This window comes from Mesorhizobium sp. P3_A10 (genome assembly GCF_056403175.1).
The window spans coordinates 572,808-596,533 of the sequence record NZ_JBFUFZ010000001.1 but is presented as its reverse complement, the minus strand read 5'-3'; the positions used below and the strand labels follow the sequence as shown (position 1 = coordinate 596,533).

22 protein-coding genes are annotated in these 23,726 nt (G+C 61.5%); 12 read left to right on the top strand and 10 right to left on the bottom strand.

Going from position 1 to position 23,726, the window contains the following annotated elements:
- Positions 1 to 102 precede the first annotated feature (102 nt).
- The gene (locus tag AC1DXU_RS02855; RefSeq protein ID WP_477364112.1) at positions 103 to 999 is read left to right on the top strand and encodes an aminoglycoside phosphotransferase family protein; all 897 of its coding nucleotides are present in this window, start codon (positions 103 to 105) and stop codon (positions 997 to 999) included.
- Between the two features lie 88 nt (positions 1,000 to 1,087).
- Here the strand turns inward: AC1DXU_RS02855 and AC1DXU_RS02850 are convergent, their stop codons facing one another.
- From AC1DXU_RS02850 to AC1DXU_RS02825, 6 genes are all read right to left on the bottom strand, one after another.
- Positions 1,088 to 1,831, bottom strand: coding sequence for a ribonuclease activity regulator RraA (locus tag AC1DXU_RS02850; RefSeq protein ID WP_477364109.1), 744 nt, complete (start codon positions 1,829 to 1,831; stop codon positions 1,088 to 1,090).
- Positions 1,832 to 1,854: 23 nt separating this feature from the next.
- Complete coding sequence (locus AC1DXU_RS02845) at positions 1,855 to 3,018, bottom strand: mandelate racemase/muconate lactonizing enzyme family protein (RefSeq protein ID WP_477364106.1); 1,164 nt, start codon at positions 3,016 to 3,018, stop codon at positions 1,855 to 1,857.
- A 34-nt stretch (positions 3,019 to 3,052) separates the two neighbouring features.
- On the bottom strand, positions 3,053 to 4,150 hold the full coding sequence (locus AC1DXU_RS02840) for an ABC transporter ATP-binding protein (protein ID WP_477364103.1): 1,098 nt from the start codon (positions 4,148 to 4,150) through the stop codon (positions 3,053 to 3,055).
- Positions 4,151 to 4,160: 10 nt separating this feature from the next.
- Complete coding sequence (locus AC1DXU_RS02835; RefSeq protein ID WP_477364100.1) at positions 4,161 to 5,051, bottom strand: carbohydrate ABC transporter permease; 891 nt, start codon at positions 5,049 to 5,051, stop codon at positions 4,161 to 4,163.
- Positions 5,048 to 6,007: a carbohydrate ABC transporter permease gene (locus AC1DXU_RS02830; RefSeq protein WP_477364098.1), complete on the bottom strand. Its 960-nt coding sequence runs from the start codon at positions 6,005 to 6,007 to the stop codon at positions 5,048 to 5,050. The genes AC1DXU_RS02835 and AC1DXU_RS02830 overlap by 4 nt, the downstream gene beginning before the upstream one ends.
- A 78-nt stretch (positions 6,008 to 6,085) precedes the next feature.
- Complete coding sequence (locus AC1DXU_RS02825) at positions 6,086 to 7,567, bottom strand: ABC transporter substrate-binding protein (protein WP_477245051.1); 1,482 nt, start codon at positions 7,565 to 7,567, stop codon at positions 6,086 to 6,088.
- A gap of 212 nt (positions 7,568 to 7,779) precedes the next feature.
- Between AC1DXU_RS02825 and AC1DXU_RS02820 the strand changes: the two genes are divergently transcribed.
- From AC1DXU_RS02820 to AC1DXU_RS02770, 11 genes are all read left to right on the top strand, one after another.
- Positions 7,780 to 8,490 (top strand): GntR family transcriptional regulator, encoded by a 711-nt coding sequence (locus AC1DXU_RS02820; protein WP_477312498.1) that lies wholly within the window; start codon positions 7,780 to 7,782, stop codon positions 8,488 to 8,490.
- A 54-nt stretch (positions 8,491 to 8,544) separates the two neighbouring features.
- Entirely contained in the window at positions 8,545 to 9,711 is a 1,167-nt protein-coding gene (locus AC1DXU_RS02815) for a mandelate racemase/muconate lactonizing enzyme family protein (RefSeq protein WP_477364095.1), read from the top strand.
- 63 nt (positions 9,712 to 9,774) lie between these two features.
- Complete coding sequence (locus AC1DXU_RS02810; protein WP_477364092.1) at positions 9,775 to 11,133, top strand: mandelate racemase/muconate lactonizing enzyme family protein; 1,359 nt, start codon at positions 9,775 to 9,777, stop codon at positions 11,131 to 11,133.
- A 102-nt stretch (positions 11,134 to 11,235) separates the two neighbouring features.
- The gene (locus AC1DXU_RS02805; protein WP_126043553.1) at positions 11,236 to 11,562 is read left to right on the top strand and encodes an NIPSNAP family protein; all 327 of its coding nucleotides are present in this window, start codon (positions 11,236 to 11,238) and stop codon (positions 11,560 to 11,562) included.
- Positions 11,563 to 11,571: 9 nt separating this feature from the next.
- The gene (locus tag AC1DXU_RS02800; protein ID WP_477364088.1) at positions 11,572 to 12,771 is read left to right on the top strand and encodes a mandelate racemase/muconate lactonizing enzyme family protein; all 1,200 of its coding nucleotides are present in this window, start codon (positions 11,572 to 11,574) and stop codon (positions 12,769 to 12,771) included.
- A gap of 189 nt (positions 12,772 to 12,960) precedes the next feature.
- The gene (locus AC1DXU_RS02795; RefSeq protein ID WP_477364085.1) at positions 12,961 to 13,377 is read left to right on the top strand and encodes a hypothetical protein; all 417 of its coding nucleotides are present in this window, start codon (positions 12,961 to 12,963) and stop codon (positions 13,375 to 13,377) included.
- A 90-nt stretch (positions 13,378 to 13,467) separates the two neighbouring features.
- Positions 13,468 to 14,394: an ArsR/SmtB family transcription factor gene (locus tag AC1DXU_RS02790; protein WP_477364082.1), complete on the top strand. Its 927-nt coding sequence runs from the start codon at positions 13,468 to 13,470 to the stop codon at positions 14,392 to 14,394.
- Positions 14,395 to 14,499: 105 nt separating this feature from the next.
- Complete coding sequence (gene arfA / locus AC1DXU_RS02785) at positions 14,500 to 16,005, top strand: arabinosylfuranosidase ArfA (protein WP_477364081.1); 1,506 nt, start codon at positions 14,500 to 14,502, stop codon at positions 16,003 to 16,005.
- A 113-nt stretch (positions 16,006 to 16,118) separates the two neighbouring features.
- Positions 16,119 to 17,393, top strand: coding sequence for an extracellular solute-binding protein (locus tag AC1DXU_RS02780; RefSeq protein WP_477364078.1), 1,275 nt, complete (start codon positions 16,119 to 16,121; stop codon positions 17,391 to 17,393).
- A 59-nt stretch (positions 17,394 to 17,452) separates the two neighbouring features.
- Positions 17,453 to 18,337: a carbohydrate ABC transporter permease gene (locus tag AC1DXU_RS02775; protein ID WP_477364075.1), complete on the top strand. Its 885-nt coding sequence runs from the start codon at positions 17,453 to 17,455 to the stop codon at positions 18,335 to 18,337.
- Entirely contained in the window at positions 18,334 to 19,176 is an 843-nt protein-coding gene (locus tag AC1DXU_RS02770; protein WP_477364072.1) for a carbohydrate ABC transporter permease, read from the top strand. Before AC1DXU_RS02775 ends, AC1DXU_RS02770 begins: the two co-directional genes overlap by 4 nt.
- A gap of 55 nt (positions 19,177 to 19,231) precedes the next feature.
- Here AC1DXU_RS02770 and AC1DXU_RS02765 read toward each other — a convergent pair whose 3' ends face one another.
- The 4 genes from AC1DXU_RS02765 to ggt form a co-directional block, all read right to left on the bottom strand.
- Entirely contained in the window at positions 19,232 to 20,317 is a 1,086-nt protein-coding gene (locus AC1DXU_RS02765) for an ABC transporter ATP-binding protein (protein WP_477364069.1), read from the bottom strand.
- Positions 20,318 to 20,458: 141 nt separating this feature from the next.
- On the bottom strand, positions 20,459 to 21,400 hold the full coding sequence (locus tag AC1DXU_RS02760) for an aldo/keto reductase (protein WP_477364066.1): 942 nt from the start codon (positions 21,398 to 21,400) through the stop codon (positions 20,459 to 20,461).
- Positions 21,401 to 21,475: 75 nt separating this feature from the next.
- Positions 21,476 to 22,066 carry a cysteine hydrolase family protein gene (locus tag AC1DXU_RS02755; protein WP_477364063.1) on the bottom strand — a complete coding sequence of 197 codons (591 nt, stop codon included), beginning with the start codon at positions 22,064 to 22,066 and terminating at the stop codon, positions 21,476 to 21,478.
- Between the two features lie 13 nt (positions 22,067 to 22,079).
- Complete coding sequence (ggt, locus tag AC1DXU_RS02750) at positions 22,080 to 23,666, bottom strand: gamma-glutamyltransferase (protein ID WP_477364060.1); 1,587 nt, start codon at positions 23,664 to 23,666, stop codon at positions 22,080 to 22,082.
- Positions 23,667 to 23,726 lie beyond the last annotated feature (60 nt).

Sequence of the window (23,726 nt, the reverse complement as noted above, 5' to 3'; positions counted from 1 at the left end):
ATGTCAATCACCAATAGCTCAGCCTGCTTGACGTCACGTAGCGAAGAAAGTGACGCTTGTATCCGCTATTCGGCGAGGAATTGGCAGGGAGACACCAGCAGCATGATGCACCGCGATCAGGTCCATATCGATGCTGAAATCGTTCGCCAGATGATCTTCGACCAGTTCCCGCAGTATCGCCGCGAGCGGATCGAGCCGCTTGATGCCATCGGCACGGTCAATGCAATCTTCAGGATTGGACCCAGTGTAGCGGCAAGGTTCCCGCTCCGCACAACGGACCCGGTCGAATGCGCCAATATGTTGCGCAAGGAAGCCGCCGCGATGACGGAGTTTGCAACGCATTCTCCGTTTGCCTGTCCTCGACCGATCGGGGTTGGTCAGCCGGGTCCGCTCTATCCGTTGCCTTGGGCAATGCAGAGTTGGATAGAAGGTGAGGTTGCCACGCAAGATGGGCTTGCTGCCTCCACGACCTTCGCACTCGACATTGGCAAGCTGATTGCGTCGCTACGCGCAGCGAACACACATGGCCGTCGTTTTGATGGGCAAGGGAGGGGCGGCAGTCTTCCTGACCACGACGACTGGATGTCGACCTGTTTCAAGAACAGCGAGGGTCTCCTGGACGTGTCTCGGCTCCGTCGCATCTGGGCTCGGCTGCGTGAACTGCCGCCGTCCGGTCGCGACGTCATGAGCCACCGCGATCTTATTCCGGCCAACCTCCTCGTGCGTGGGGACCGCCTTGTGGGCGTGCTCGACAGCGGCAGCTTCGGACCGGCCGACCCGGCCCTGGATCTCGTTGCGGCATGGCATCTTTTTGATCGCAGTCGGCGCGAAACCGTGCGCACCCATCTTGGATCGAGCGAAGTCGAGTGGCAGCGCGGAGTGGCATGGGCCTTCCAGCAGGCAATGGGCCTGGTCTGGTACTACCGCAGCAGCAATCCTGCCATGAGTGCACTTGGCCGCACCACGCTCTCGCGCATCATCGACGATCTGGGAATCTGATCCGAACCTGAGCGTCGGTCGGGTCAGAACAGGCGAGCTGCGTTGGTGCAAAAATCGCATCTGTAGGAAGACACGGTCATCCTCGTGTCTAAGAACATTTGGAGTTGGCTTTTCGCCACTCCTCGTACTCTCCGCGGGCGTCGTCATGCAGTGGATAATAGCGTTGCAATGACCCGCCCTGCATGAGCTTCTCTCGCGAGAACTCTTCCCAATCGTGATGCTTCTTCGCTTCTTCGATTACCTTTGCGGCCATTGCGACGGGAAGTACCACCACCCCGTCGTCGTCGGCGATGATGATGTCGCCGGGGATCACCGTGACACCGCCGCAGGCAATCGGAACGTTGACGGCATTGGGATAGATGCTGGTCTGCACATGGTAGTTGGGCGTCCAGCCACGCAGCCACAGGGGCAGATCGAGCTTTTCGACATTGGGCCGGTCGCGCATGCATCCGTCGATGACGATGCCCGCGCCGCCTCTGCCCTTGAAATACGTCGACATCATATCGCCGAAGACGCCCGAACTCATGTCGCCGCGCGCGTCGACCACGACCACATCGCCTGCCTGCGCGTGGTAGAGCACGTGCCGGTGTAGTTGCGTCTCCGGATCGGCATATTCTCCCTCGTTGAACAGGTCCGGCCGCTGCGGCAGGAACTGCAGCGTCAGCGCCGGCCCGACGATCGACTTGCCGTGGTTCTGCGCCACCGGACCGACCATGTGCGGATTGCGGAAACCCATGTGGCCAAGCGTGCCGGCAACCGTCGCGGCGCCGATCTCCCTTAGCGCGTCGATCAGCTCTTTGGGCGGCCGCGTGATGTCGGGAGTATGTGTCATTTTGGACTCCGGTTGAAATGGAACTACCAATTGGTAACGGAACCGTCGCGGCGCCTGAGGTGAGGCGCTTCCCAGAAACGAAAACTCGCCGACTGGACTGCCGCTTCGTTGACCTCGACGCCGAGCCCCGGCAGATCGCTGACCGGATAGCAGGCGCCGTCGAGCCGTGGTTGCACGGGGAAGAAGTCTGAACTGTCGAAACCCAGCTTTTTTTCGGGCTCCCTGGTCTCGAGCCACGCGAAGTTGGGTACCGCGGCGGCGAGATGCACGGTCGCCGCCGTGCACACCGGACCAAGAGGATTGTGCGGCATCAGGTCCACATAGTGCGCCTCGCTCCAGCCAGCGACTTTCATCGCCTCGGTGAACCCGCCGACATTGCAAATATCGAGCCGGTTGAACTGATGGATGCCACGCTCGATGTAGGGCAGGAACTGCCACTTGCTGGCAAATTCCTCGCCGATGGCGAACGGGATGTCGGTCATCGTGCGCAGCGATTCGTAGGCCTCCGGCGTCTCGTCGCGTATCGGCTCCTCGAGAAAATCAAGCACGCCGCGGCCGAGCTTGTTGCAGAAGCTCGCCGCCTCGGCCACCGACAGCCGATGGTGATAGTCGATGCCGAGGACGGCCTCGTCGCCCAGCGCCTCGCGCGCCTTGTTCAGCATGCTCGCGGTGGCGCCGATCGACTCGCGGGGCTCGAAGATGTCCCTGCTGTTTTGCCCGACGGGGAAGAAGCGGATCGCCTGCCAGCCTTGTGCGCGCAGTTCGCGGGCTCGTTCGATGGCAACATCGCCCTCGGCCTCGTCACCGGTCGAGGCGAAGGTGGGGACGCGGTCGCGCTGCTTGCCGCCGAGCAGCTCGTAAACCGGCACCCCCAGCGCCTTGCCCTTGATGTCGTGCAGGGCGAGGTCGATGGCGGAAATCGCCGCCTGGAGAACCCGCCCGCCTTCGAAGTACTGGCTGCGATAGACCTCCTGCCAGATCCGGCCAATCTGCATCGGGTCGCGGCCGATGAGAAACTCGCGATAGTGCTCGACCGCGCCAGCCACGGCCCTCTCTCGACCGCTCAAGCCGCTCTCGCCCCATCCGAAGATGCCCTGGTCGGTCTCGACCTTGACGAGCATCTGGTTGCGCGTTCCCACCCACACCGGATAGGGCTTGATCGCGGTGATCTTAAGCTTCGTAGTCATTCACGCCCACGTCCGACATGCATCCGTCCCTGTCTCAATCGGCCTTGAGGGCCATTTCGGTTTCGCCGTCGAACAGATGCATGCGCTCCTGGTCGAACTCGAGCCAGATCTGCTCGTCGGGCGCGACTGCAATGGTCGGCGGCACGCTGACATTGACGATGGCGCCGGACAGGAAGGCCTGCACGAAGGTGACGTCTCCGGTCGGCTCCACCGTGTAGGCCTTGGCCGGGACGCTGCCTGGCACCGCGCTCTTGTGGAGCTTGATCGTCGAGTGACGTGCGCCGAGCACGACTTTCCGGGTCGTTGCCCTGGCAACCTTCTGGGCGTTGTGCTGCGAGAGCTCGAGACGCCAGCCCTCCGCGCCAGTCAAAACGGTGTTGCCGTTGGCCGTCGATGCTTCCAGCGCGATAAGGCTCATCGCCGGGCTGCCGATGAAGCTGGCGACGAACATGTTCACCGGATGGGCAAAGACCTGCGCCGGTGAATCATATTGCTGCAGGAAGCCGCCGTTCATCACCGCCATCTTGTCGGCCATGGTCACGGCTTCGAGCTGGTCGTGCGTGACATAGATGATCGTCGCCTTGAGGTCCTGGTGGAAGCGCTTGATTTCCGAGCGCATCTGCACGCGCAGTTTGGCATCGAGGTTGGAGAGCGGCTCGTCCATCAGGAACACTGCGGGGTCGCGGACGAGGGCGCGGCCGAGCGCCACACGCTGCTGCTGCCCGCCCGAAAGTTCGCGCGGCTTGCGCTCGAGCAGGTGCGTCATGTCGAGCACCCGTGCCGCTTCCCTGACCTTTTTGTCGATCTCGTCTTTCGGCAATTTCCGCATCTGCAGCGGGAACGCCAGGTTCTTGTAGACCGATTTCTGCGGATAGAGCGCGTAGTTCTGGAACACCATCGCGATGTCCCGGTCCTTGGGGTCGAGGTCGTTGACCACCCGGTCGCCGATGACGATGTCGCCCGATGTGATCGGGATCAGCCCCGCGACGAGATTGAGGGTCGTTGTCTTGCCGCAGCCTGAAGGGCCGACCAGCGCAACGAACTCGCCATCATTGACGGTCAGCGAAACGTCGTTGACGGCTTTGAAGCCGCCATAGGTCTTGACGAGATCTCTCAGGACCACGTGGGCCATAGCCAACTCCCTAGTGTTTGACCGCGCCTTCTGTAAGGGCGCGTACGAAGTATCGTTGCAGGACGAGGAACAGCACCACGACGGGCACGCTCATCATGAAGCTGGCCGCCATCAGGCCCGGAAAGTCCGTCGTATTTTCCGAGAAGAAACGCTGGATGCCGACCGGCAGCGTCAGCTGCTCATTCTTGGAGAGGAAGGTGTAGGCGTAGATGTACTCGTTCCACGCGCCGATGAAGGAATAGATCGCGGTGGCGATGATGCCCGGCGTCGAGAGCGGCATGACGATCAGGATGAAGGCCTGGAACCGCGTTGCCCCATCGATGCGTGCCGCCTGCTCGAGCTGCACCGGGATGTTGTCGTAGAAGCCCTTCAGCAGCCAGATCGCCAGCGGCAGGCCGAAAGTGAGATAGGTGAGGATCAGCGAGCCATGCGTGTTCACCAGCCCGAGCATGCGCATCAGGATGAAAAGCGGCACCAGAAAGATCACCGCCGGGAACATGTTGCGCAGCAGCACGGCGAAGAACAGGAAGTTCCGGCCGGGGAAACGGAAGCGCGAAAACGCGTAGGCCGCAGGGACAGCCACGATCACGGAAAGGATCGTCGTGGCGGTCGACACGAAAAGGCTGTTCCAGAAGAAGCGGAGGAAATCCTGGCCGACGCTGTTCTGCGGATCGAGCAGCTTCTGATAGCTGGCGAGGGTCGGCTCGTCCGGCCACCATTGCGGCGGGAATTGCATCGCCGCGAACCCGGACTTGATCGATGTGAGCAGCATCCAGACCATCGGCAGGGCGGTGTAGAGCAGCATGAACACGAGAAAGAAACGCCCCGCCCACCGCCATCCGTCGACGCGCATGCGCCGACGTGCCTGACCTCGAGGGACTGTCCCGGCGATCGTGCTCATGTGCCCCCCTCTTTGCGATCGTTGCCGCTCAGCGCACGGACGTAGAAGTAGCCCAGCGTCATCAGCATGAGGAACAGCAGCACCGAATAGGCGGACGCCACCCCCCACAGCTGTCGTCCGAAGGCGAGCTCATAAATGTGGGTGATCCAGATATGCGACGCATTCGACGGCCCGCCGCCGGTCATGATCCAGGGGATGATGAAGGAATTGAAATTGGCCACTGCGAGCAGCAGGATCGTCACCGTCGAGACGCTGCTCAGATGCGGGAACGTGACGTGCCAGAAGCGCTGCCACGCACTGGCGCCGTCGACTTTTGCGGCGCTCAGCAATTGTTCGGGAACTGTCTGCAGGCCGGCCATCATCATGATCATGGCAAACGGAAACTCGCGCCAGATATTGACGACAATCAGGGAGGGCAGCACCGTGCTGACGTTGTCGATGAAATTCGGCGGCCGGTCGGCCAAGCCGAGGCCGACCAGCACCGCGCCGATGATCCCGAAATCCGAATGGTAGATCCACTTCCAGATGTAGGAGGCGGCGACCGCGCTGATGACCCAGGGAATGATCAGGATGGCGCGCATGACACCACGGCCGACAAAGTCGCGGTGGAGCGCCAGCGCGGCGGCAAACCCCAGGACGAAGGAGATGAACGTCGACGCCAGTGTCCAGATCAGGGTGTTCCAGGTGACTTTCCAGAACACCCGGCTGGTGAGGATGGCCGTGTAGTTGTCGAAGCCGATGAAGGTCTTGTCGCGGAGCTGCAGGCCAGGCGGCGTCTTAAAAAACGACAGCTCGATCGTGTAGTAGATCGGATAGGCGATGACGATGAGCATCACGGCGATCGCCGGCAGCACGTATGCGTAGTCGGCGCGGTGCTCCCACACACTCCGCAGCACGCCGGACCTGCCGGTTTGCAATGTTCGGCGAGCCTCGGCCTTGCCGGTCACGATCGTCACTGTGGCGCGCCCTTGTTTTCTTGGAGCTAGCCGGCTGCACCCTCGGTGCAGCCGGTCAGATCATGTGTCAGGCTCAGGCTAGAGTTTGCCTTCCATCAGGTTCTTCACCTTCTCGGCCGCGTCGTCCGCTGCCTGGTCGACGGTCATCGCTCCGGTCAGGGCATTCTGCAGCATGTCCGGGACGATGATGTTCATGATCTCGGGGGCCTGCGGCAGCGCTGGAAACGGGATGCCGTATGGCAGCATCGAGGTCGTGACATCGAGGAACTTGATCTTCTCCAGACGTTCCTTCATCCATTTGGTCTTGAAGCCGTTGAGGTTGCCTGGGTTCGAGCCGGCATAGGCCATTTTCAGCGACCATTCGGGGCTAGTCCACATGCAGATGATCGCCTTTGCGGCCGGCTCGTCCACCTTGCCTCCCTCGACATATTCGGGCTTCAGGATGTGGATGTTCGAGCCGCCGAACACGACGGCGCGCTTGCCGTCGGGGCCGGTCGGGATCAGACCGTAGCGCATGTTGTCGATGACGGTCTGCGCCTTGTCCTTGTCGGTGCCCGTCGCCTTCTTCTGCAGGTCGAGCATGACGTTGTAGTCGGACGGGTGCGAGATCATCATGCCGAGCTGGCCGGCGACGAACAAGGGCTGGTTATCGGCCTGCTGGTTGGTGAGAGCCGAGACCGGAACCGACTTGTCGCGAACATACATGTCGTACGAGGCCTGCAGCGCCGCCTTGCTTTGCGGCGTATTGAGCTCGACCTCCTTGTAGGTCGGGCTCGCCGAGGCTTCGTCAAAGACGCCGCCGCCATAGCCCCACAGCTGCGGCATGAAACGGTACGGCGTGTTGCCGGCATTCTTGCGGGCCACGAGACCGTAACCGGCAATGCCGAGCTTGTCGTGGATCTGCTTGGAATACTTGACGACGTCGTCCCAGGTTGCCGGAGCCTTGTCCGGATCGAGGCCCGCTCGCTTGAAGATATCGGCGTTCCAGATGAACGCCATTGTCTCGTTGTTGGTCGGAATGCCGTAGGTCACGCCATCCCAGGTCACGGCCTTCATGGCGCCGGGCCAGAAATCCTCGGTCGAATACCCCACATCCTCGGGCTTGAGCGGCTCCAGATAGCCCTTTGATGCGAACTCGGTACCACCCAGGATTTGCAGGCGGACCGCCATTGGCGCCGCATTGCCCAGCAGCGCGGTGCGGAACTTGTCGAGCAGGTCGTTATAGGTGAGGGCCTGTTCCTCGAGCTGGATGTTTGGATAGGTCTTGCGGAAGGTCTCGAAGAACTCCTTGTAGTACTGGCGCAGCAGGTCGGGGTCGCCCTCGAACACACCCTGGTACCAGAAGGTCAGCCGCCCCTTGTAGTCGAGCGGGGTGACCTTGCCGCAATCGGCCGCCGTATCAAACTCCTGTGTGCCCGCAATGGAGCGCACATATTCCGGCGACCACTTGCTCAAATCGACCGGCGGCGCGCCGAGCGCCGACGCGGACATCAACGATACCATCAATGCAGTGGAGACAGTGCCGCGCAGGACGGCACCGCCGAGCGTAATCCTCGTCATAGGTATCCTCCAGGTTTTCTCCCATGCCGCTCTGCGTCGAGGCAGGCGGTCGGTTCGTTCGATCGCGGGACGTCTTGCTGTTTTATGTATCCCTTCGGTCACTTCATACGTTTTCAGATAGTAGATTGCGTGTCAACGCGCTAAATCATACATTGTTTATGGAAACCGTGCGTGATATCGATCAAGGCGTGTATTGATTTGGGGAGCCGGCCTTGGCCGAAACAAGCGATTTCAAAGCAGAACCGCCCCAGGGGATCGACCCCATCGGGGCCTCCAGCGAGGGAGCCTCGCTCTATCAGCTGATCAGGGAAGACATCATTGAGGGGCGGCTCGCCGCCAACGAGCGGCTTGTGGTGACCGATCTCGCCCGGCGTCATGGCACCTCGACCAACCCTGTGCGCGAGGCCCTGCAGCTTTTGCGCGGGGAGGGGTTCGTCACCTTTCTCCCCAACCGCGGGGCGCGCGTCCGGCCAATAGATCAGGATTTTGTCCGGGATATCTACGAGATCGGGGTGCTGATCGAGCCGGCTCTGACGCGATGGTTTGTGAACATGGCGACCGCAGAGGACATTGCCGAACTCGAACGCATCCAGGGCCTGATTGAAGAGAACAACTTTGCCGACACGTTCAGGCACAGTGAGCTGGATACCGCCTTCCACACCGTGATGTACCAGCGGCACTACAACCGCCATGCCGCCGAGCTTTGGTGGAAGCATCGCGAAGTGCTGCGGGCCGTGAGCCGGCGTTTCAATTTCACGCTTGCCCGGCGTGCAGCGATCATTCGCGAGCATCGTGAACTCATCGCGCACGTGAAAGCGGGAAATGCCGATGAGGCAGCCGAACTCATCGCACGCCATGTCGAGGGCTCCGGCCGGCATGTCCTCGAACACATGCGAGCGCGTAACGCCGCCCGGGCAGGATAGAAGATCCGGTCTGGAACAGCGCCAGCCTGACCCATTCCAGAAGAGGTAATTGAGATGAAGATCACGAGCATTCGGCCGTGGCTGATCAAGTCCGATGCTTCCTACTGGGGAGAGTTCCTGTTCGTCGAAGTGACGACCGACGAGGGGGTGAGCGGCTGGGGAGAGATCACCACGACGACAAGGCTCGCCAACCGCGCTCTCTGCACGATCCTGCGGCAGATCGGCGTGGCCGTGACCGGCGAGGATCCGGCGCGCATCGAGTATCTCTGGCACAAGATTTTCCGCAGCTTCACCTACATGGGCAGCCGCGGCGCTGCCGTCGAATGCGTGAGCGCCATCGACATCGCCCTCTGGGACATCCGGGGCAAAGTCCTTGGCAAGCCGATCTACGAGCTGCTGGGCGGACCGGTGCGCGATGAAATTTCGCTCTACACCCATCCCAATCAGGCCAAATTCACCAGCAAGGAGGCTGTGGTCCGCGAAATTCTTGATATCGTCGAGTCCGGACACACGGCGCTCAAGTTCGACCCGTTCCCGCATCAGGGCCGCAGCGCCGACGGGCAGTCGCGCGAACAGCGGGACGGCTACCTCGATGGCGGCATGACACGCAAGGACGAGCGCGAGGCTGCCGAACTGACCGCGCTGATCCGCGAAACGGCGGGCCCCGATGTCGACATCCTCATCGATGCGCATGGCCGCTTCGACGTTCCCACCGCCATCCGCCTCTGCCGCAGCCTCGAGGAAGCCGGCCAGATCGACTGGTTCGAGGAGCCCTGTCCGCCCGAGAGCCTCAACGCCCTCAAGCAGGTGCGTGAGAAGGTCAGTGCCGCCATCTCATGGGGCGAGCGCGGCCACACCAAATGGGATTTCGTCCCGGTGCTCGAGAACAAGCTCGCCGACTACATTATGCCGGACGTCACCTGGACCGGCGGCATTACCGAGCTCAAGAAGATTTCCGCTTTGTGCGAAGCCTACTACATCCCGGTCTCGCCGCATGATGCCGCGGGGCCGATCAACGTTGTTGCCGGCGCGCAGGTGATGATGACCGTTCCCAACTTCTACAAGCTCGAGACGTCGGAGTGGAACCTGGGCAAATACGATCACCTGATCGACCGACCGCTCGACGTTTCGAACGGCAGCCTCAAGCTGACGTCGAAGCCTGGTCTCGGTGTTGAGATGAACCGCGACTACCTGCAGGCCCATGAGATTGAGCTAGGCTAGCGACGCTCCACGCCGGCGCAGCGTGCGGGCGACAAGCCCCGCCGACCAGTACGAGGATAAGCCATGCCAAAGACGAGTGGAGCCGACGCCGCCCTCAATCGGGTGAACCCGCACTCCAGGCCGTCCGATCTTCGCATCACCGACATGCGGGTCGCCGAAATCGTCGGCGCGCCATTCACCTCGGCGTTGCTCAAGATCTACACCAACCAGGGCATTGTCGGGCTAGGCGAAGTGCGCGACGGCGCCAGCGCCACCTATGCGCTGATGCTCAAGAGCCGGTTGCTGGGCGAGAACCCCTGTGACATCGATCGGCTGTTTCGCCGCATCAAGCAATTTGGCGGCCATGGGCGGCAAGGTGGCGGCGTCTCGGCAGTCGAGATCGCGCTGTGGGACCTCGCCGGTAAGGCCTATGGCGTCCCCATCTACCAGATGCTCGGCGGACGGTTCCGTGACAAGGTGCGCGTCTATTGCGACACCGACGCCGACAAGCCCAGCGGCACCGAGACCGGAAAGCGGCTCAAGGCGCGGATGGATCTCGGTTTCACCTTCCTCAAGATGGACCTCGGGCTGGCACAAATCTCGCATATCCCGGGCGCGGTGGTGGCGCCTGCCGGCGTGCTCGACGGTTTCCGCACCCATGCCGCTCGCGGCCCGGCACGCACGCTGGATGAGCGCCGGGCGCGCAACGCCGCCTATGATGCGCAGAACGTGCCGCATCCCTTCACCGGTCTCCATTTCACCGAAAAGGGCATCGACCTGCTCGACCAATATATCCACGAGGTCCGCGAGGTGATCGGCTACGAGATCCCGCTCGCCATCGACCATGTCGGCCACATCTCGCTGCAGGACGGCATTCGTCTGGCCCGGCGCATCGAGAAGTATGCACCAGCCTGGCTCGAGGACGTGATCCCCTGGCAGTACACCGAGCAGTATCGGCAGTTGCAGCAGGCAACGTCCGTGCCGATCTGCACGGGTGAGGACATCTACCTCAAGGAAGCATTCGAGCCGCTGCTCAACGCAGGCATCTCGGTCATCCACCCGGACCTGCTCACGTCAGGCGGCATTCTCGAGACCAAGAAGATCGGCGACGCGGCGCAGGACCATGGCGTTGCCATGGCCATTCACATGGCGGAAAGCCCGATCGCCGCGATGGCTGCCGCCCATGTCGCGGTGGCCACGGAAAACTTCATGGCGCTCGAATATCACAGCGTCGAAGTGGACTGGTGGGACGATATCGTCACCGGCCTGCCCAAGCCGCTGGTCAAGGACGGCTTCATCACCGTGCCCGATAAGCCGGGGCTGGGCATAGACGATGTGGTCGACGAGGTGATCAGCCAGCATCTGCAGCCCGGTGTCACGGGGATATGGCAATCCACCGAGCATTGGGACAATGAATATAGCTGGGACCGGACCTGGAGTTAGCCCAGACCCCCGCCCACATTCCCCCCAGGCTCACAGGGCCAACGACCGACCATTCGTGTCGACCTCTCCCAAGGGAGAGGCAAAGAAAGAAACGGACGAACCATGATCTACGAACTGCGTATCTATGACTGCCTGCCGGGCAGGCTGCCGGCTTTGCTCAAGCGCTTTTCCGACCAAACGCTGGCCATCTGGGAGAGGCATGGCATCCGCCAAGCCGGGTTTTTCACCACGGCGATCGGCGAAAACAGCAATCGCCTCACCTATTTCCTCGCCTGGGAATCGCTGGCCGAGCGTGAGGCGAAATGGGCGGCTTTCGTCACCGATCCGGCATGGCACAGGGCCCGGGACGAGTCTGAGCGCGACGGGCAGATCGTTGCCAATATCAGCAGCCAGCTGCTCACGCCGACAGCTTTCTCGTCTGTGAAATAGGACTGCGCCATGAAGATCACCGACCTGCGCTGTGCCGTCATCGGCAAGCATCCCATCGTCCGCATCGTTACCGACGACGGCCTCTATGGCCTTGGCGAGGTCGAGTACACCAAGCCTTATCTCAAACCCTTTGTGCTGCATTTCCGCGAGGCCTTGATCGGCGAAGACCCGACCGACGTCGAGCGGGTGATGCTGAAGATCCGCCAGAGGGGTTCGTTCAAACCCTATGGCGCCGCCGTCAGCGCCGTCGAGCATGCGCTGTGGGACATCGCCGGCAAGGCAGCGGGTGTTCCGGTCTACAAACTGCTCGGCGGCAAGGTGCGCGACAAGGTGCGCGTCTACAACGGCTCGATCCGCCGGAAGCGCGCCGGCGACCGGCCCGAGGATTACGCCGCTGACGTCAAATGGATGATGGAGCGGCCCGAAGGCTTCTTCATGGTCAAGCAAGGCATCTCGTTCCATTCCAACATGAAGGATAGCATCGAGGGCTTTCACTACGGCGTGACGCAGAAGAAGGCCGGCTATCACGGTGCCATGGATCAGGGCATGATCAGCGAGCGCGGTTTCAACCACATGCTCGACTGCGTGATCGCGATGAAGGAAGTGCTGGGCGACAAGGTCAGCCTGGCGCTCGACTGCGGTCCGGGCTGGATGCTGCCCGATGCGATCAAATTCGCTCGCGCGGTCGAAAAATACAATTTGATGTGGCTCGAGGACATGCTGACCGGCGACTATGTGCCGTGGGTCAATCCGCAGGCCTATCGGGAGCTGACCACCTCCACCTCGACGCCAATCCATACCGGCGAACAGATCTACCTCAGGCACAATTTCAAGGAACTGATCGAGACGCAGGCGGTGCGCGTCATCGGCCCCGATCCCGCCGATGTCGGCGGCATTGCCGAGCTGAAATGGATCGCCGAGCACGCTTACATGCACTCCATCCTGATGGCACCGCACGGCACCGCCAACGGCCTGCTCGGCCTCGGCGCGCTGATCAATGTCTGCGCCACCTTGCCCGCCAACTACATCGCTTTTGAATACCCGAGCGCTTCCGACCCCTGGTGGGAGGACATCGTCATCGGCCTGCCGTCGCAGATCGTGAAGGAAAGCATGGTGGACCTGCTGGAAGCGCCGGGGCTGGGCCTCGATATCGATGCCGAAGCAGCCAGAAAGTATCTCAGGGAAGAGGATGTGGGCTTCTTCGACTGAGCAATCCTTCGTTAGCCTGCACCACGCGGGCAGCTTCACACCCGTTTTTCGGCTCATGAGATACTGCAGCTCGAGTTCGATGACGTCCTGGATCTCGAAAGAGGCCTGACATCAGCCGGCGCTCTGGCCTTCCTGGCCGAAGCCGACAGATGGCCGAGCCTGAAGGGCACGAGCACCTCGCACCAGGCCATGCTGACGCGCCGTTATCCGGTGGCGGAGCCTGCCATCGCTTCGCCCGACGGCTCCGCTTTGTCCTACATGGTCGAATATGACGGCGTCACCGCGGATTGGAACGCTTGGCATCTGGCCTATAACGCCCGGCATCCTTTCCTGCTGGCGAAGTTTCCCGGCATCAGAGCGATCGAGATCTACACGCCGGACACGATCGTGTGCGGTCTTCTGATCCGGACGCGCGGTGCCATGCAGCGCAACAAGACCGTCTTCGACAGCCCGCAAGCCATGGAAGTCGTCATGGCCAGCAAGGCGCGGCCGGCCCTGCGCGCCGATTTCCTGACCCTGCCGCCGCTTGAGGGCCGCAAGGACCATCTGCCTTTCCACGCTGTCGAAGTGAAAGGGCCATCGGCGACCGGAGACATAGCGCGATGAGGCAGCATCGCCGCTCAATTCATAACGCCCCCGTCTTTATTTGTATCTGATCTGCTGATACATAACCCCGTGTGACGAGTGCGGGGCGATATGTCGAATGAAATCATGGTTGTCGATCCGCTTGAGCGGCTCGACTTGTTGAAGAGCCTTGCGAGCGAGGTCCGGGTCCGGATTCTCGATCTGCTGCACCGCAAGGGGCCGAAAAACGTCAATCAAGTGGCCGAAGAACTGGGTCTTCCGCAATCGACGATTTCCGCGAACATCCAGGTTCTTGTCGATGTCGGTTTGATCGAGACGAAATCACAGAAGGCGCGCAAGGGAAGCCAGAAGGTCTGCTATTCTACCTTCTCCGAGTTGGTCGTCGTCTTCAAGGACCGCACCCCGGCGCAGGATTCCGGCGTCATAGAAGTGGCGATGCCGCTTGGACTCTATACGAGATGCGAAGTTTCCGCTCCCTGCGGCCTGTGCTCAAAGGACGGCGTCATCGGACTTCTCGATGTGCCCAACACCTTCCTCGATCCTGACCGTATGCGGGCCGGGCTGCTGTGGTTCACGCGCGGCTTCGTCGAATACCAGTTTCCCAATAATGCGACGCTTGCCAATGCCAAGGTCGGCGGGTTGGAGCTGGCGATGGAACTTTCGTCCGAGGTGCCGGGCACCTCGAAGGATTGGCCATCGGACATCACGGTCGCGATCAACGGACACGAGATAGATACCTGGACGGCGCCGGCCGATTATGGCGACAAGCGCGGCAAGCATACGCCCGGCTGGTGGAAGCTGGCCGGATCGCAGTATGGCGACCTCGCACACTGGCGCGTCACGAACAACGGCACCTATCGCAACAATGACAAGGTCTCCAAATGCTCGCTGGCTGATCTGGAGCTCGAGCGGCACCGCTCGATCCGGATACGAATCGGCGTGAAGGAAGATGCGCGTCACCCCGGAGGGATAAACATCTTCGGCAGCGGCTTCGGCAATTACAGCAACGACATCGTTCTGCGCCTGCTGAAGGCTTGAGAGCAAATTGGGCCCTTGACGGGCGGACGAACTCCACCCTTAACTGACCCCACGATCCGGATATAGACCGGAAAGTCGGATTGATAGTCCGCAGTGGGAGGGATCATGAAGGCCAGAGTCACGGCGAACGCGGCCTATGCCGTCGCGGATATCGACAAACGTCTCTACGGGTCGTTTCTCGAGCATCTTGGCCGGGCGGTCTATACGGGCATCTACGAGCCCGGACATCCGCAAGCGGACGCAGAGGGGATGCGCAAGGACGTGATCGAGCTGGTGCGTGCGCTCGACACGCCGATCTGCCGTTACCCAGGTGGCAACTTCGTGTCCGCCTACAATTGGGAAGACGGCATAGGCCCAAAGGAGAACCGCCCGCGGCGGCTCGATCTTGCCTGGCGCACCACGGAGCCGAACCTGGTTGGAATCCACGAATTCGCCGACTGGGCCGAAAAAGCCGGCACCGAGATGATGCTTGCGGTCAATCTCGGTTCCCGCGGCCTCGACGAGGCGCGGGCCTTCGTTGAATACGTCAACCATCCGGGCGGCAGCTACTGGTCCGACCTCAGGGCCAAGAACGGGCGCGCGCAACCCTGGAACTGCCGCCTCTGGTGTCTCGGCAATGAAATGGACGGTCCCTGGCAGGTCGGCCACAAGTCGGCAAGCGAATACGGCCATCTCGCCAACGAGACCGCCAAGGCGCTGCGCGGTCTCGACCCGACGGTGGAACTGGTCGTCTGCGGCTCGTCGCATTCCAACATGCCGACCTATCCGCAGTGGGAAGCAACCGTGCTGGAAGCGACCTACGAGCAGGTCGACTACATCTCTCTCCACATGTATTTCGAGAATTACGAGAAGAATACGGCCGAGTATCTGGCTCTTCCGGCCAAGCTCGACCGCTACATTGGCACGGTCGCGGGCATCATCGACTATGTGAAGGCCAAGACCCGCTCGAAGCGGGACGTGAAGATCTCCTTCGACGAGTGGAACGTCTGGTACCATCAGCGCAAGCAGGACGCCGAGCGTATGCGCGGCTGGGACTGGCCGGAAGCGCCCAGGCTTCTGGAAGACATCTACAATTTCGAGGACGTGCTGCAGGTCGGCTGCATCATCAACACCTTCATCCGCCGGTCGGATATTGTTCGCATCGCCTGCATTGCGCAGCTGGTGAACGTTATCGCGCCGATCATGACAGATCCCGGCGGCGCCGCCTGGCGGCAGACGATCTATTGGCCTTTCATGCTCGCCTCCAGGCACGGCCGCGGCACCGCGCTGCGCCTCGCGGTCGAGGTGCCCACCTATGACGCGGCCGCGGCCGACAAGGTGCCGTGGCTCGACATTACAGGCGTGCACAATTCGGACGCCGGCACGCTGACCTTCTTTGCAATCAACCGGCATGGGTCCGAGACGATAGAGGCCGACGTCGCCCTCGAGCGGTTCGCCGCCAAGTCCGTCGAGCATACGATCATCCGTCATGACGATCTCGAGGCCTGCAACACGAAGGACGCGCCGGACAACGTATCCCCTGTCAAAGGCAACGGGGCAACGCTCAGCAGCAAGGGAATGACGCTGAACTTGCCGCCGCACTCCTACTCAATGGTGTGTGTGACGCTCTGAGTTAATATCCGACTATCAGATATATACCGTAAAATCCGTTGCAGGTGGATTGGTTTGGTGTAGCATTGAAACGTTCAAGGCGGATCTAACCGCCGTACTCGGGAGGAGCTGAGATGAACTTTCGCAGGATGATGGCCGTAGCGGTGGTTGCGGCCGGAGGATTCTGGGCCGTCGCGGCCCAGGCCGAAGAGACCGTCATGTGGTGGGATTTCCTCGGCGGCGGTGACGGTGTGCGCATGAAGCAGATGATCACCGACTTCAACACCGCCCACGCCGGCAAGATCAAGATCGACGCCACGACGCTGGAGTGGGGCACGCCCTTCTACGCGAAGGTGCAGACCTCGGCCGCGGTCGGTGAGGCGCCAGACGTCATGACCTATCACGCCAGCCGCATCCCGTTAGCGGTGAGCCAGGACATTCTCGAAGAAATCACCGCCGACGACATGAGCAAGATGGGCCTCTCGGCCTCGGACTTCGCCCAGACGACAATGGGCGCGGTGACGGTCGACGGCAAGCAATACGCTGTGCCGCTCGATACCCATCCAATCGTCCTCTACTACAATCGCGACCTTCTGAAGAAGGCAGGCGTGCTCGGCGACGACGGCCGTCCCGTGGGCATGAAAAACAAGGAGGAATTCACCGCGACATTGCAGAAGTTGAAGGATGCCGGCGTCGAGTTCCCGCTGGGCAGCGTCACCGCCGACGGCAACTTTATGTACCGCACCATCTATTCGCTGGTGTGCCAGCAAGGCGGCGAGCTTCTGACCGGCAACGAGTTCCTCGCCGGTGACAATGCTGAAAAGCTGGCGAAGGCGCTGGCGGTTCTGCAAGGGTGGACGAAGGCCGGGCTGCAGTCGACTTATACGGATTATCCCGCAACCGTCGCCTTGTTCACCTCGGGCAAGGCCGCAATGATGATCAACGGCGTCTGGGAAGTTCCCACGATGACCGACCTCGCCAAGCAAGGCAAGCTGTTCGACTGGGGCGCCGTCGAGATTCCGGTGATCTTCGACAAGCCATGCACCTATGCGGACAGCCACTCGTTCGCGATCCCAAAGAACAAGGGCAAGGAGATCAGCCCGGAAAAGCGCGCCGCCGTTCTCGAAGTGATCTCATGGATAGACAAGCACTCGCTGTTCTGGGCCACGGCAGGCCACATCCCGGCATACAAGCCGGTCACCGAGTCGGCCGAATACAAGGCAATGGAGCCCAACGCGACCTACTCGACGCTGACGGCCAACATGATCTTCGATCCCAAGTCGCCCAAGGCTGGCGTCGCCGGGCCGATCTTCGACATCATGTCCAATTATTTCGTGCCGACCCTCAACGGAGAGATGGACCCGGGCGAGGCGGTGAAATCCATCAAGGAAGAGCTGAACGGCATGTAGGAGCTCAATGGCTGGGACCGTCCTCCCAGAGCGGTCCCAGCCATATTTGAGGTAGAGCCGTGCTTCGCAACTCCCGCACTGAACGTCTTGTCGCGCTGGTGCTGGTCGCTCCCTTCCTGGCGATCTACCTGCTGGCGTTCGTCTATCCGACGGTTCAGATGTTCCGCATCTCCTTCACCGATGCGCCGCTGATTGGCGCGGGTCAGTGGGTTGGCCTCGACAACTACCTGCGGCTCGACAACGACCCGATGTTCCGGCGCGCGGTCGGGAACACCGCTTACTTCGTGCTGATGACGGTCATCCCAGGGACACTCATCGCCCTGTTGATCGCGCTTGGTGTGTCACGCCTCAAAGGCCGCTTCCAGGCGATCGTGCTGGCGCTGTTCTTCCTGCCCTATATCCTGCCGGTGTCCGTGGTCTATCTGATCTGGGACTGGACGCTGAATTTCCAGTTCGGGATCGCGATGCATGTGCTGGACTGGCTGGGAATTCCGCGCGTACCGGTCTTCAAGTCGCGCGTCTGGTTCTTGCCGGCTGTGGCCGGAGTGACGATCTGGTGGACCGCGGGCTTCTCGATCCTGCTCTTCCTCGCCGGACTGCGGTCCATACCAGTGGAGATCTATGAAGCCGCGGCGCTCGACAACTCGACGCGATGGACCACGTTCCGGCGTATCACCTGGCCGCTGCTGTGGCCGATCACCTCGCTGGTATTCACCATCCAACTCATCCTGCAGCTCAAGATTTTCGATCAGGTCTATCTGTTCTCGATCGGCGGCCGGCCGAACGACAATATGGTGCTCGTCTACTACGTCTTCCAGAAGGCCTTCCAGCAGAACCAGGGAGGCAGGGCGGCGGCCGTCGCCGTCACGCTCTTCGTGCTTGTGGTCGTCGTCTCGGTGCTGCAGTTCCAACTACTCCGGTTCGCCGAAAGGCGGCGCCGATGAATGCCCTGACCGCGCAACGCTGGAATTTTTGGGGCGGCATAATCACGGCACTGACGCTCGTCTGGGCCATCCTGTGGGCGTTTCCGCTCTATTGGGCCGTGATCTCATCGCTCAAACCGGACGACGAGGTCATCCGGCCTTACATCGAACTCTGGCCCGAGACGCCGACGCTGGAGAACTACATTGACGCCCTGACCACCACACCGATCGGCATCTGGTACGTCAATTCGGTGGTGGTCGCGGTCGGCGTAACGGTCATCACCATCTTCATCTCGATGCTGTGCGGTTACGCGATTTCGCAGTTGCGGTTCCCCGGCCGGATGGCGCTGTGGTGGCTGATCCTCGCCTCCTTCATGGTGCCGATTTCGGCGCTGATCATCAATCACTTCGTGCTGGTCGCCAACCTTGGCCTGCTCAACAGCTGGGCCGGAATCATGTTGCCGCAGCTTATCCACCCCGTCATCATCATCGTGTACAAGCAGTTCTTCGATCAGGTCCCGAAGGATTTCCGCGAGGCCGCGGTCATGGACAATGCGTCTGAATTCGGGATCCTTTTCAAGATCTACATGCCGATGAACTGGGGGGTAACGACGGCGCTGTCGATCGTCTGCTTCATCTGGACGTGGAACGCGTTCTTGTGGCCATTCCTCTCGGTGACCCGCACCGAGATGATGACGATCACCGTCGGTATCACGCAGGTCAATGACGCCTTCGGTGTCTACTACGCGCGCCAGCTGTCGGCAGCCGTACTGGCCGGCCTTCCGGTGGCGCTAGCCTACCTTTTCTTCCAGCGCCGGGTAACCGAAGCGATAACGCTCTCGGCAGGTATCAAGGGCTAGCCTCGACCCGCAAGCGAACCGCAATACCAGAGGGCACGCCCCCGCTCGGCAGGGTTCAGGCTCCGTCGGCGCGCGCGTGCCAGGTCGATCCGTCCGCAGCGAAGAGATGGAGGGCCGTGGTGTCGAACTTCAGCCGAACGGTGTCGCCCGGTTTGACGCTCGAAAGCCCGCGGTCCTGTGCCGTAACCTGCGTCCCGTCCGCAAGCCGCGCATAGATGAGCGTTCGCTCGCCAAGGCGCTCGACAACGGTGGCCGTGGCGGATGTTTCATTGCCATCGGAGACGACAGTCAGCGATTCCGGTCGCACGCCCAGTTCGCGCCAATCCACGGTGACCGGCGCGCCAGGAATTTCGACGAGCGATCCATCGGTCAAGCGCGCATTGAGCCTGTCGCCTGAGCCTGAAACCGTAACAGGCAGAATGTTCATCGCCGGAGATCCGACGAAGGTCGCGACGAAACGCGACGCCGGACGTGCATAGACATCGACGGGTCTTCCCATCTGCTCAATCCGGCAATCGTTGAGGATGACAATACGGTCGGCGAGCGTCATCGCTTCCACCTGGTCGTGAGTGACGTAGATCATCGTCGACTTCAAACGCTGATGCAGCTCGGCAAGCTCGACGCGTGTGCGGGCTCGAAGTGCCGCGTCCAGATTGGAGAGTGGCTCGTCGAACAGGAACGCCTTGGGCTCCTTGACGATCGCACGCCCGATGGCCACGCGCTGGCGCTGCCCGCCTGAGAGCTGCGACGGCCGCCGCTGGAGCAGCGCTTCGATCTCCAAGATACGCGCAGCCTCGGCTATCCGTTGGCGTATGACATCCGGCGCGACCCGAATGTTCCTCAGCCCAAAGGCCATGTTCTCCGCGACTGTCATATGTGGGTAAAGCGCATAGTTCTGGAAGACCATCGCAACGTTGCGCCTGCCAGGCGCAAGGTTCTCGGAGCGCACCCCATCGATCGTCAGCGTGCCCTGGTCAATGCTTTCGAGGCCGGCGATCATCCGCAGCAGCGTCGTCTTGCCAGAACCGGACGGACCGAGAAACACGACCAGCTCTCCCGGCTCAATGTCCAGGCTCACGTCGCGGATCACTTCGACAGCGCCAAAGTGCTTCGATACGCCCGACAGCGCGATTCCCGTCATGCTTGCGATCCTTCTTTCCTGCATAATTTCGGATAAATACCCGATGTCAAGGAACGTGGAGCTACGTTTTGGGCCGACTGACTTTCATGGTGACCGAACCTCAGGGGTGCCGATTGGCAATGGGGGTCGCGAGGCCGTGCATCAGATGGCGAGTTGCAGGCATTCCTGCGCGCTAAGCCGCAAACCGGCAGCACGAGCAAAACTGCTGATATGCTCGGGCTTTGTTGCCGAAGCAATCGGCGCGATCACCCCGGGCTGCGCCATCAGCCAGGCCAGTGCGACCTCGCTGAGGCTTGCTCCGTGTCCAGCCGCAACCGCTTGAAGCGCGTCCAGAAGGGCGAAGCCGCGCGGCGTGAGAAACTTCTCGACGTCCTCTCCGCGGACCGACTTCGACAAATCCGCCTTGTTGCGATACTTTCCGCTGAGAAAACCCGAGGCCAAGCTGAAATACGTGACTGCGCCGACGCCTTCCTGCAGGCAGAGGTCTTGCAGCGGCCCTTCAAAGTCCGAACGGTCGTGAAGATTGTATTCAGGCTGCAAGACCGTATAGCGGGGCAAGCCGCTACCGGACAGGGCCAGGGCCGCCCGCAGCTGGTCCGTATCGAAGTTCGACGCGCCGATCGATCGGATCTTGCCGGCCTCAAGAAGCGCGCCGAAGGCCGAGAGCGTTTCTTCCTGGGGTGTCTCGGAATCCGGCCTGTGCGCGAAATAGAGATCAATGACGTCGGTCCCGAGCCTGCGGAGGGAGTGTCCGGCGGCTTCAAGGATCCACCGCCGCGACAATCCCTTCCGGCCTGGTCCGCCCATGTCGGAACCAACCTTGGTGAAGATCACCACCCGATCGCGCATGCCCGGCCGGGCCTTGAGCCAACGGCCGATCATGGCTTCGGATTCACCGCCTGAATTGCCAGGCGCCCAGTTGGAATAGACATCCGCGGTGTCGATGGCATTGAAGCCATGATCGACAAACGCATCGAGTAGACGAAATCCCGTCTTCTCATCGACGTTCCAGCCGAAGACATTGCCACCAAATACCAGGGGCGCGATGGAAAGGCCGGATTGGCCAAGCGTGCGTTTGATCATGGTTCTTCCGACGTTGAAGGGGGAGGGGTTGGATTACGGCGGTGCAGCCAACCGGCCGCATTTCCGGCCTGCCGGTCAGGCTGCTGACCCGGCGAGCCATTCTGCGGTCGTCATCACCCTGGCGAAGCCGGCAGCCAGCGTCGCGGCGGTCGCCGACTTGATCGCATTCTGCGTCGCGGTTTCGGACAGATCGGGACAGCCGGTCGCATCGACGGGAAAGTCAACGAAGTAGTCGAGATCATGACCATGCCTGGCCGTGGCCTCGCAGCAGAAATTCGTCATGAAGCCGGTTACGACGATCCGGTCCACCGACCTTTCCCGCAGCACCCGGTCCAGGCCGGTGCCCACGAAGCAGGAATAGCGCTGCTTGCTGATCGTCAACGCACCGGCCGGGATCTTGAGCCTTGGGTCGTCTTCGACTTCCTCTGTGCCCGCGACAAAGCCGAGTTCTCCCGCCTCGCCAGTGAAATCGAACATGCGGCCGGCATCCGCCCCGTCCGCGCGATGAACGTGGCGGACATGAACGATCAGCTCGCCCGCGGCTTCCGCAGCGGAAATGATCGCATTGATGTTGGAAATTGCTTCGGCATTCCCCGCACAATGCAAGGGCGAGGCCGGGTCGGTGTAGATTTTCTGGACATCGACCACGAGGATTGCGCGCGCCATAACGTTTCCTTTGCTAGTAACCTGAAGCCATTCCATCTTTGCGATGATCCGAGGCTCCCGTGAGCGTACCGATTTCCCAGTCGATCCAAACGGCCTGTCCGCCTCCGAAAGGTTCTGGCGCTTCCTCCACCTTGTGTCCAAGCGCCTGCAATTCCCTTGCAGTGGCGTCGGAAACGCCTCTTTCCGCCTTGATACTCCCCTTCGTATGGAAGAGGCGGGGACTGTCGAGCGCGGCCTGCACATCCATGCCGAAATCCAGGATGTTGGTCAGAAAGTGAACATTACCCATCGGCTGGTAATCGCCGCCCATCACGCCGAAGGGCATGACGGCACGGCCATTCCTGGTGAGCATGCCGGGCATGATCGTGTGCATCGGCCGCTTGCCGGGTGCCAGCGCGTTGGTGTGGTTCGGATCCATGCGGAAGCTCGAACCCCGATTTTGCAGGACGATGCCGGTCGACGGGCAGGTAATTCCACTGCCGAAGGAATCATAGGTCGAGTTGATGAAGCTGATGGCGTTGCGATCCTCGTCCACCACCGAGATATAGACAGTGTCCGACCGCCTGAGTTCGACTTCGGGAAGATCGGTCATCGCGTGGTTCATGCAGATTTTCTGGCGCAGGCGGGCGGCATGGCCCTTCGACAGAAGGGATTCGATCACCGGGCTTGAGGGATCAAGGTCGCCAAGGCGGTTGTCCCGCTCGCGATAGGCAAGGCGCGCCGCCTCCACCTCCAAATGGAAACGCCGTGCATCGTTCGGGCCGAACGATGACAAATCGTCCTGGGCAAGGATGTTCAGCATCAGGAGCGCAGTCAGGCCCTGATTGTTCGGCGGCATCTGGTGCACGCGATAGCCGCGGTAATCGACAGAAACAGCACTGACGTAATCGCAACTGGTTGCGGCGAAGTCAGCAAGGGAGTGCAGGCCGCCCAGTTCCCGCAACCGTGCGACCATGGCCTGCGCCACCGGTCCTTCGTAAAAGCCCTTACGGCCCAGTTCAGCCACGCGCCGCAGGGTGGCAGCCAATGCCGGCTGGACGTGTATGTCGCCTGCCTCGAGCGCCCGGCCGTTGCGCAGGAAGATTGCCGCTGAATGCTCGTCCTGCTCCAGCAGGGCCTTGGCCTCCCGCCAGTCGAAGGCCACGCGGTCGTGCACCACATAGCCCTTCTCCGCATAGTGAATGGCGGGAGCGAGCACGTCGGCCAGCGTCTTCCTGCCATGATCCCGGATCAGCCGGTCCCAGGCGTCGATTGCGCCCGGAATCGAGACCGAATGGGGTCCAAAGGTGGGGACTTCCGCCATTCCCATGGACCGAAAGCGATCGATGGAAGCCGCGGCCGGGGCTCGCCCGGAGCCATTGAGCGCTATCACCTCGTCCATACCGCCTGGGCAGTACAGCACGAAGCAATCGCCGCCGATCCCGGTCGATTGAGGCTCGACGACGGCCTGCACGGCGCTTGCGCAAACGGCCGCATCCACGGCGTTGCCACCGGCGCGCAACATCTCGACAGCTGCCTGGGTGGAGAGAGGGTGGGACGTCGCGGCCATTGCGCCGGTTGTTCGAACGGGTGAGCGCCCGGGTAGTTGGAAGTCACGCATGTCTGCTAGGGCCTCTGGACAATTGAGTTTCGGGGGCTCCGGCGGAGAATGGGCCTCCGC

Excerpts from the sequence above, each read along its gene's own strand:
- AC1DXU_RS02855 (WP_477364112.1), top strand. The coding sequence starts at position 103 with ATGATGCACCGCGATCAGGTCCATATCGATGCTGAAATCGTTCGCCAG.
- AC1DXU_RS02850 (WP_477364109.1), bottom strand. The coding sequence starts at position 1,831 with ATGACACATACTCCCGACATCACGCGGCCGCCCAAAGAGCTGATCGAC.
- AC1DXU_RS02845 (WP_477364106.1), bottom strand. The coding sequence starts at position 3,018 with ATGACTACGAAGCTTAAGATCACCGCGATCAAGCCCTATCCGGTGTGG.
- AC1DXU_RS02840 (WP_477364103.1), bottom strand. The coding sequence starts at position 4,150 with ATGGCCCACGTGGTCCTGAGAGATCTCGTCAAGACCTATGGCGGCTTC.
- AC1DXU_RS02835 (WP_477364100.1), bottom strand. The coding sequence starts at position 5,051 with ATGAGCACGATCGCCGGGACAGTCCCTCGAGGTCAGGCACGTCGGCGC.
- AC1DXU_RS02825 (WP_477245051.1), bottom strand. The coding sequence starts at position 7,567 with ATGACGAGGATTACGCTCGGCGGTGCCGTCCTGCGCGGCACTGTCTCC.
- AC1DXU_RS02815 (WP_477364095.1), top strand. The coding sequence starts at position 8,545 with ATGAAGATCACGAGCATTCGGCCGTGGCTGATCAAGTCCGATGCTTCC.
- AC1DXU_RS02810 (WP_477364092.1), top strand. The coding sequence starts at position 9,775 with ATGCCAAAGACGAGTGGAGCCGACGCCGCCCTCAATCGGGTGAACCCG.
- AC1DXU_RS02805 (WP_126043553.1), top strand. The coding sequence starts at position 11,236 with ATGATCTACGAACTGCGTATCTATGACTGCCTGCCGGGCAGGCTGCCG.
- AC1DXU_RS02800 (WP_477364088.1), top strand. The coding sequence starts at position 11,572 with ATGAAGATCACCGACCTGCGCTGTGCCGTCATCGGCAAGCATCCCATC.
- AC1DXU_RS02795 (WP_477364085.1), top strand. The coding sequence starts at position 12,961 with ATGCTGACGCGCCGTTATCCGGTGGCGGAGCCTGCCATCGCTTCGCCC.
- AC1DXU_RS02790 (WP_477364082.1), top strand. The coding sequence starts at position 13,468 with ATGTCGAATGAAATCATGGTTGTCGATCCGCTTGAGCGGCTCGACTTG.
- arfA (WP_477364081.1), top strand. The coding sequence starts at position 14,500 with ATGAAGGCCAGAGTCACGGCGAACGCGGCCTATGCCGTCGCGGATATC.
- AC1DXU_RS02780 (WP_477364078.1), top strand. The coding sequence starts at position 16,119 with ATGAACTTTCGCAGGATGATGGCCGTAGCGGTGGTTGCGGCCGGAGGA.
- AC1DXU_RS02770 (WP_477364072.1), top strand. The coding sequence starts at position 18,334 with ATGAATGCCCTGACCGCGCAACGCTGGAATTTTTGGGGCGGCATAATC.
- AC1DXU_RS02765 (WP_477364069.1), bottom strand. The coding sequence starts at position 20,317 with ATGACGGGAATCGCGCTGTCGGGCGTATCGAAGCACTTTGGCGCTGTC.
- AC1DXU_RS02760 (WP_477364066.1), bottom strand. The coding sequence starts at position 21,400 with ATGATCAAACGCACGCTTGGCCAATCCGGCCTTTCCATCGCGCCCCTG.
- AC1DXU_RS02755 (WP_477364063.1), bottom strand. The coding sequence starts at position 22,066 with ATGGCGCGCGCAATCCTCGTGGTCGATGTCCAGAAAATCTACACCGAC.
- ggt (WP_477364060.1), bottom strand. The coding sequence starts at position 23,666 with ATGCGTGACTTCCAACTACCCGGGCGCTCACCCGTTCGAACAACCGGC.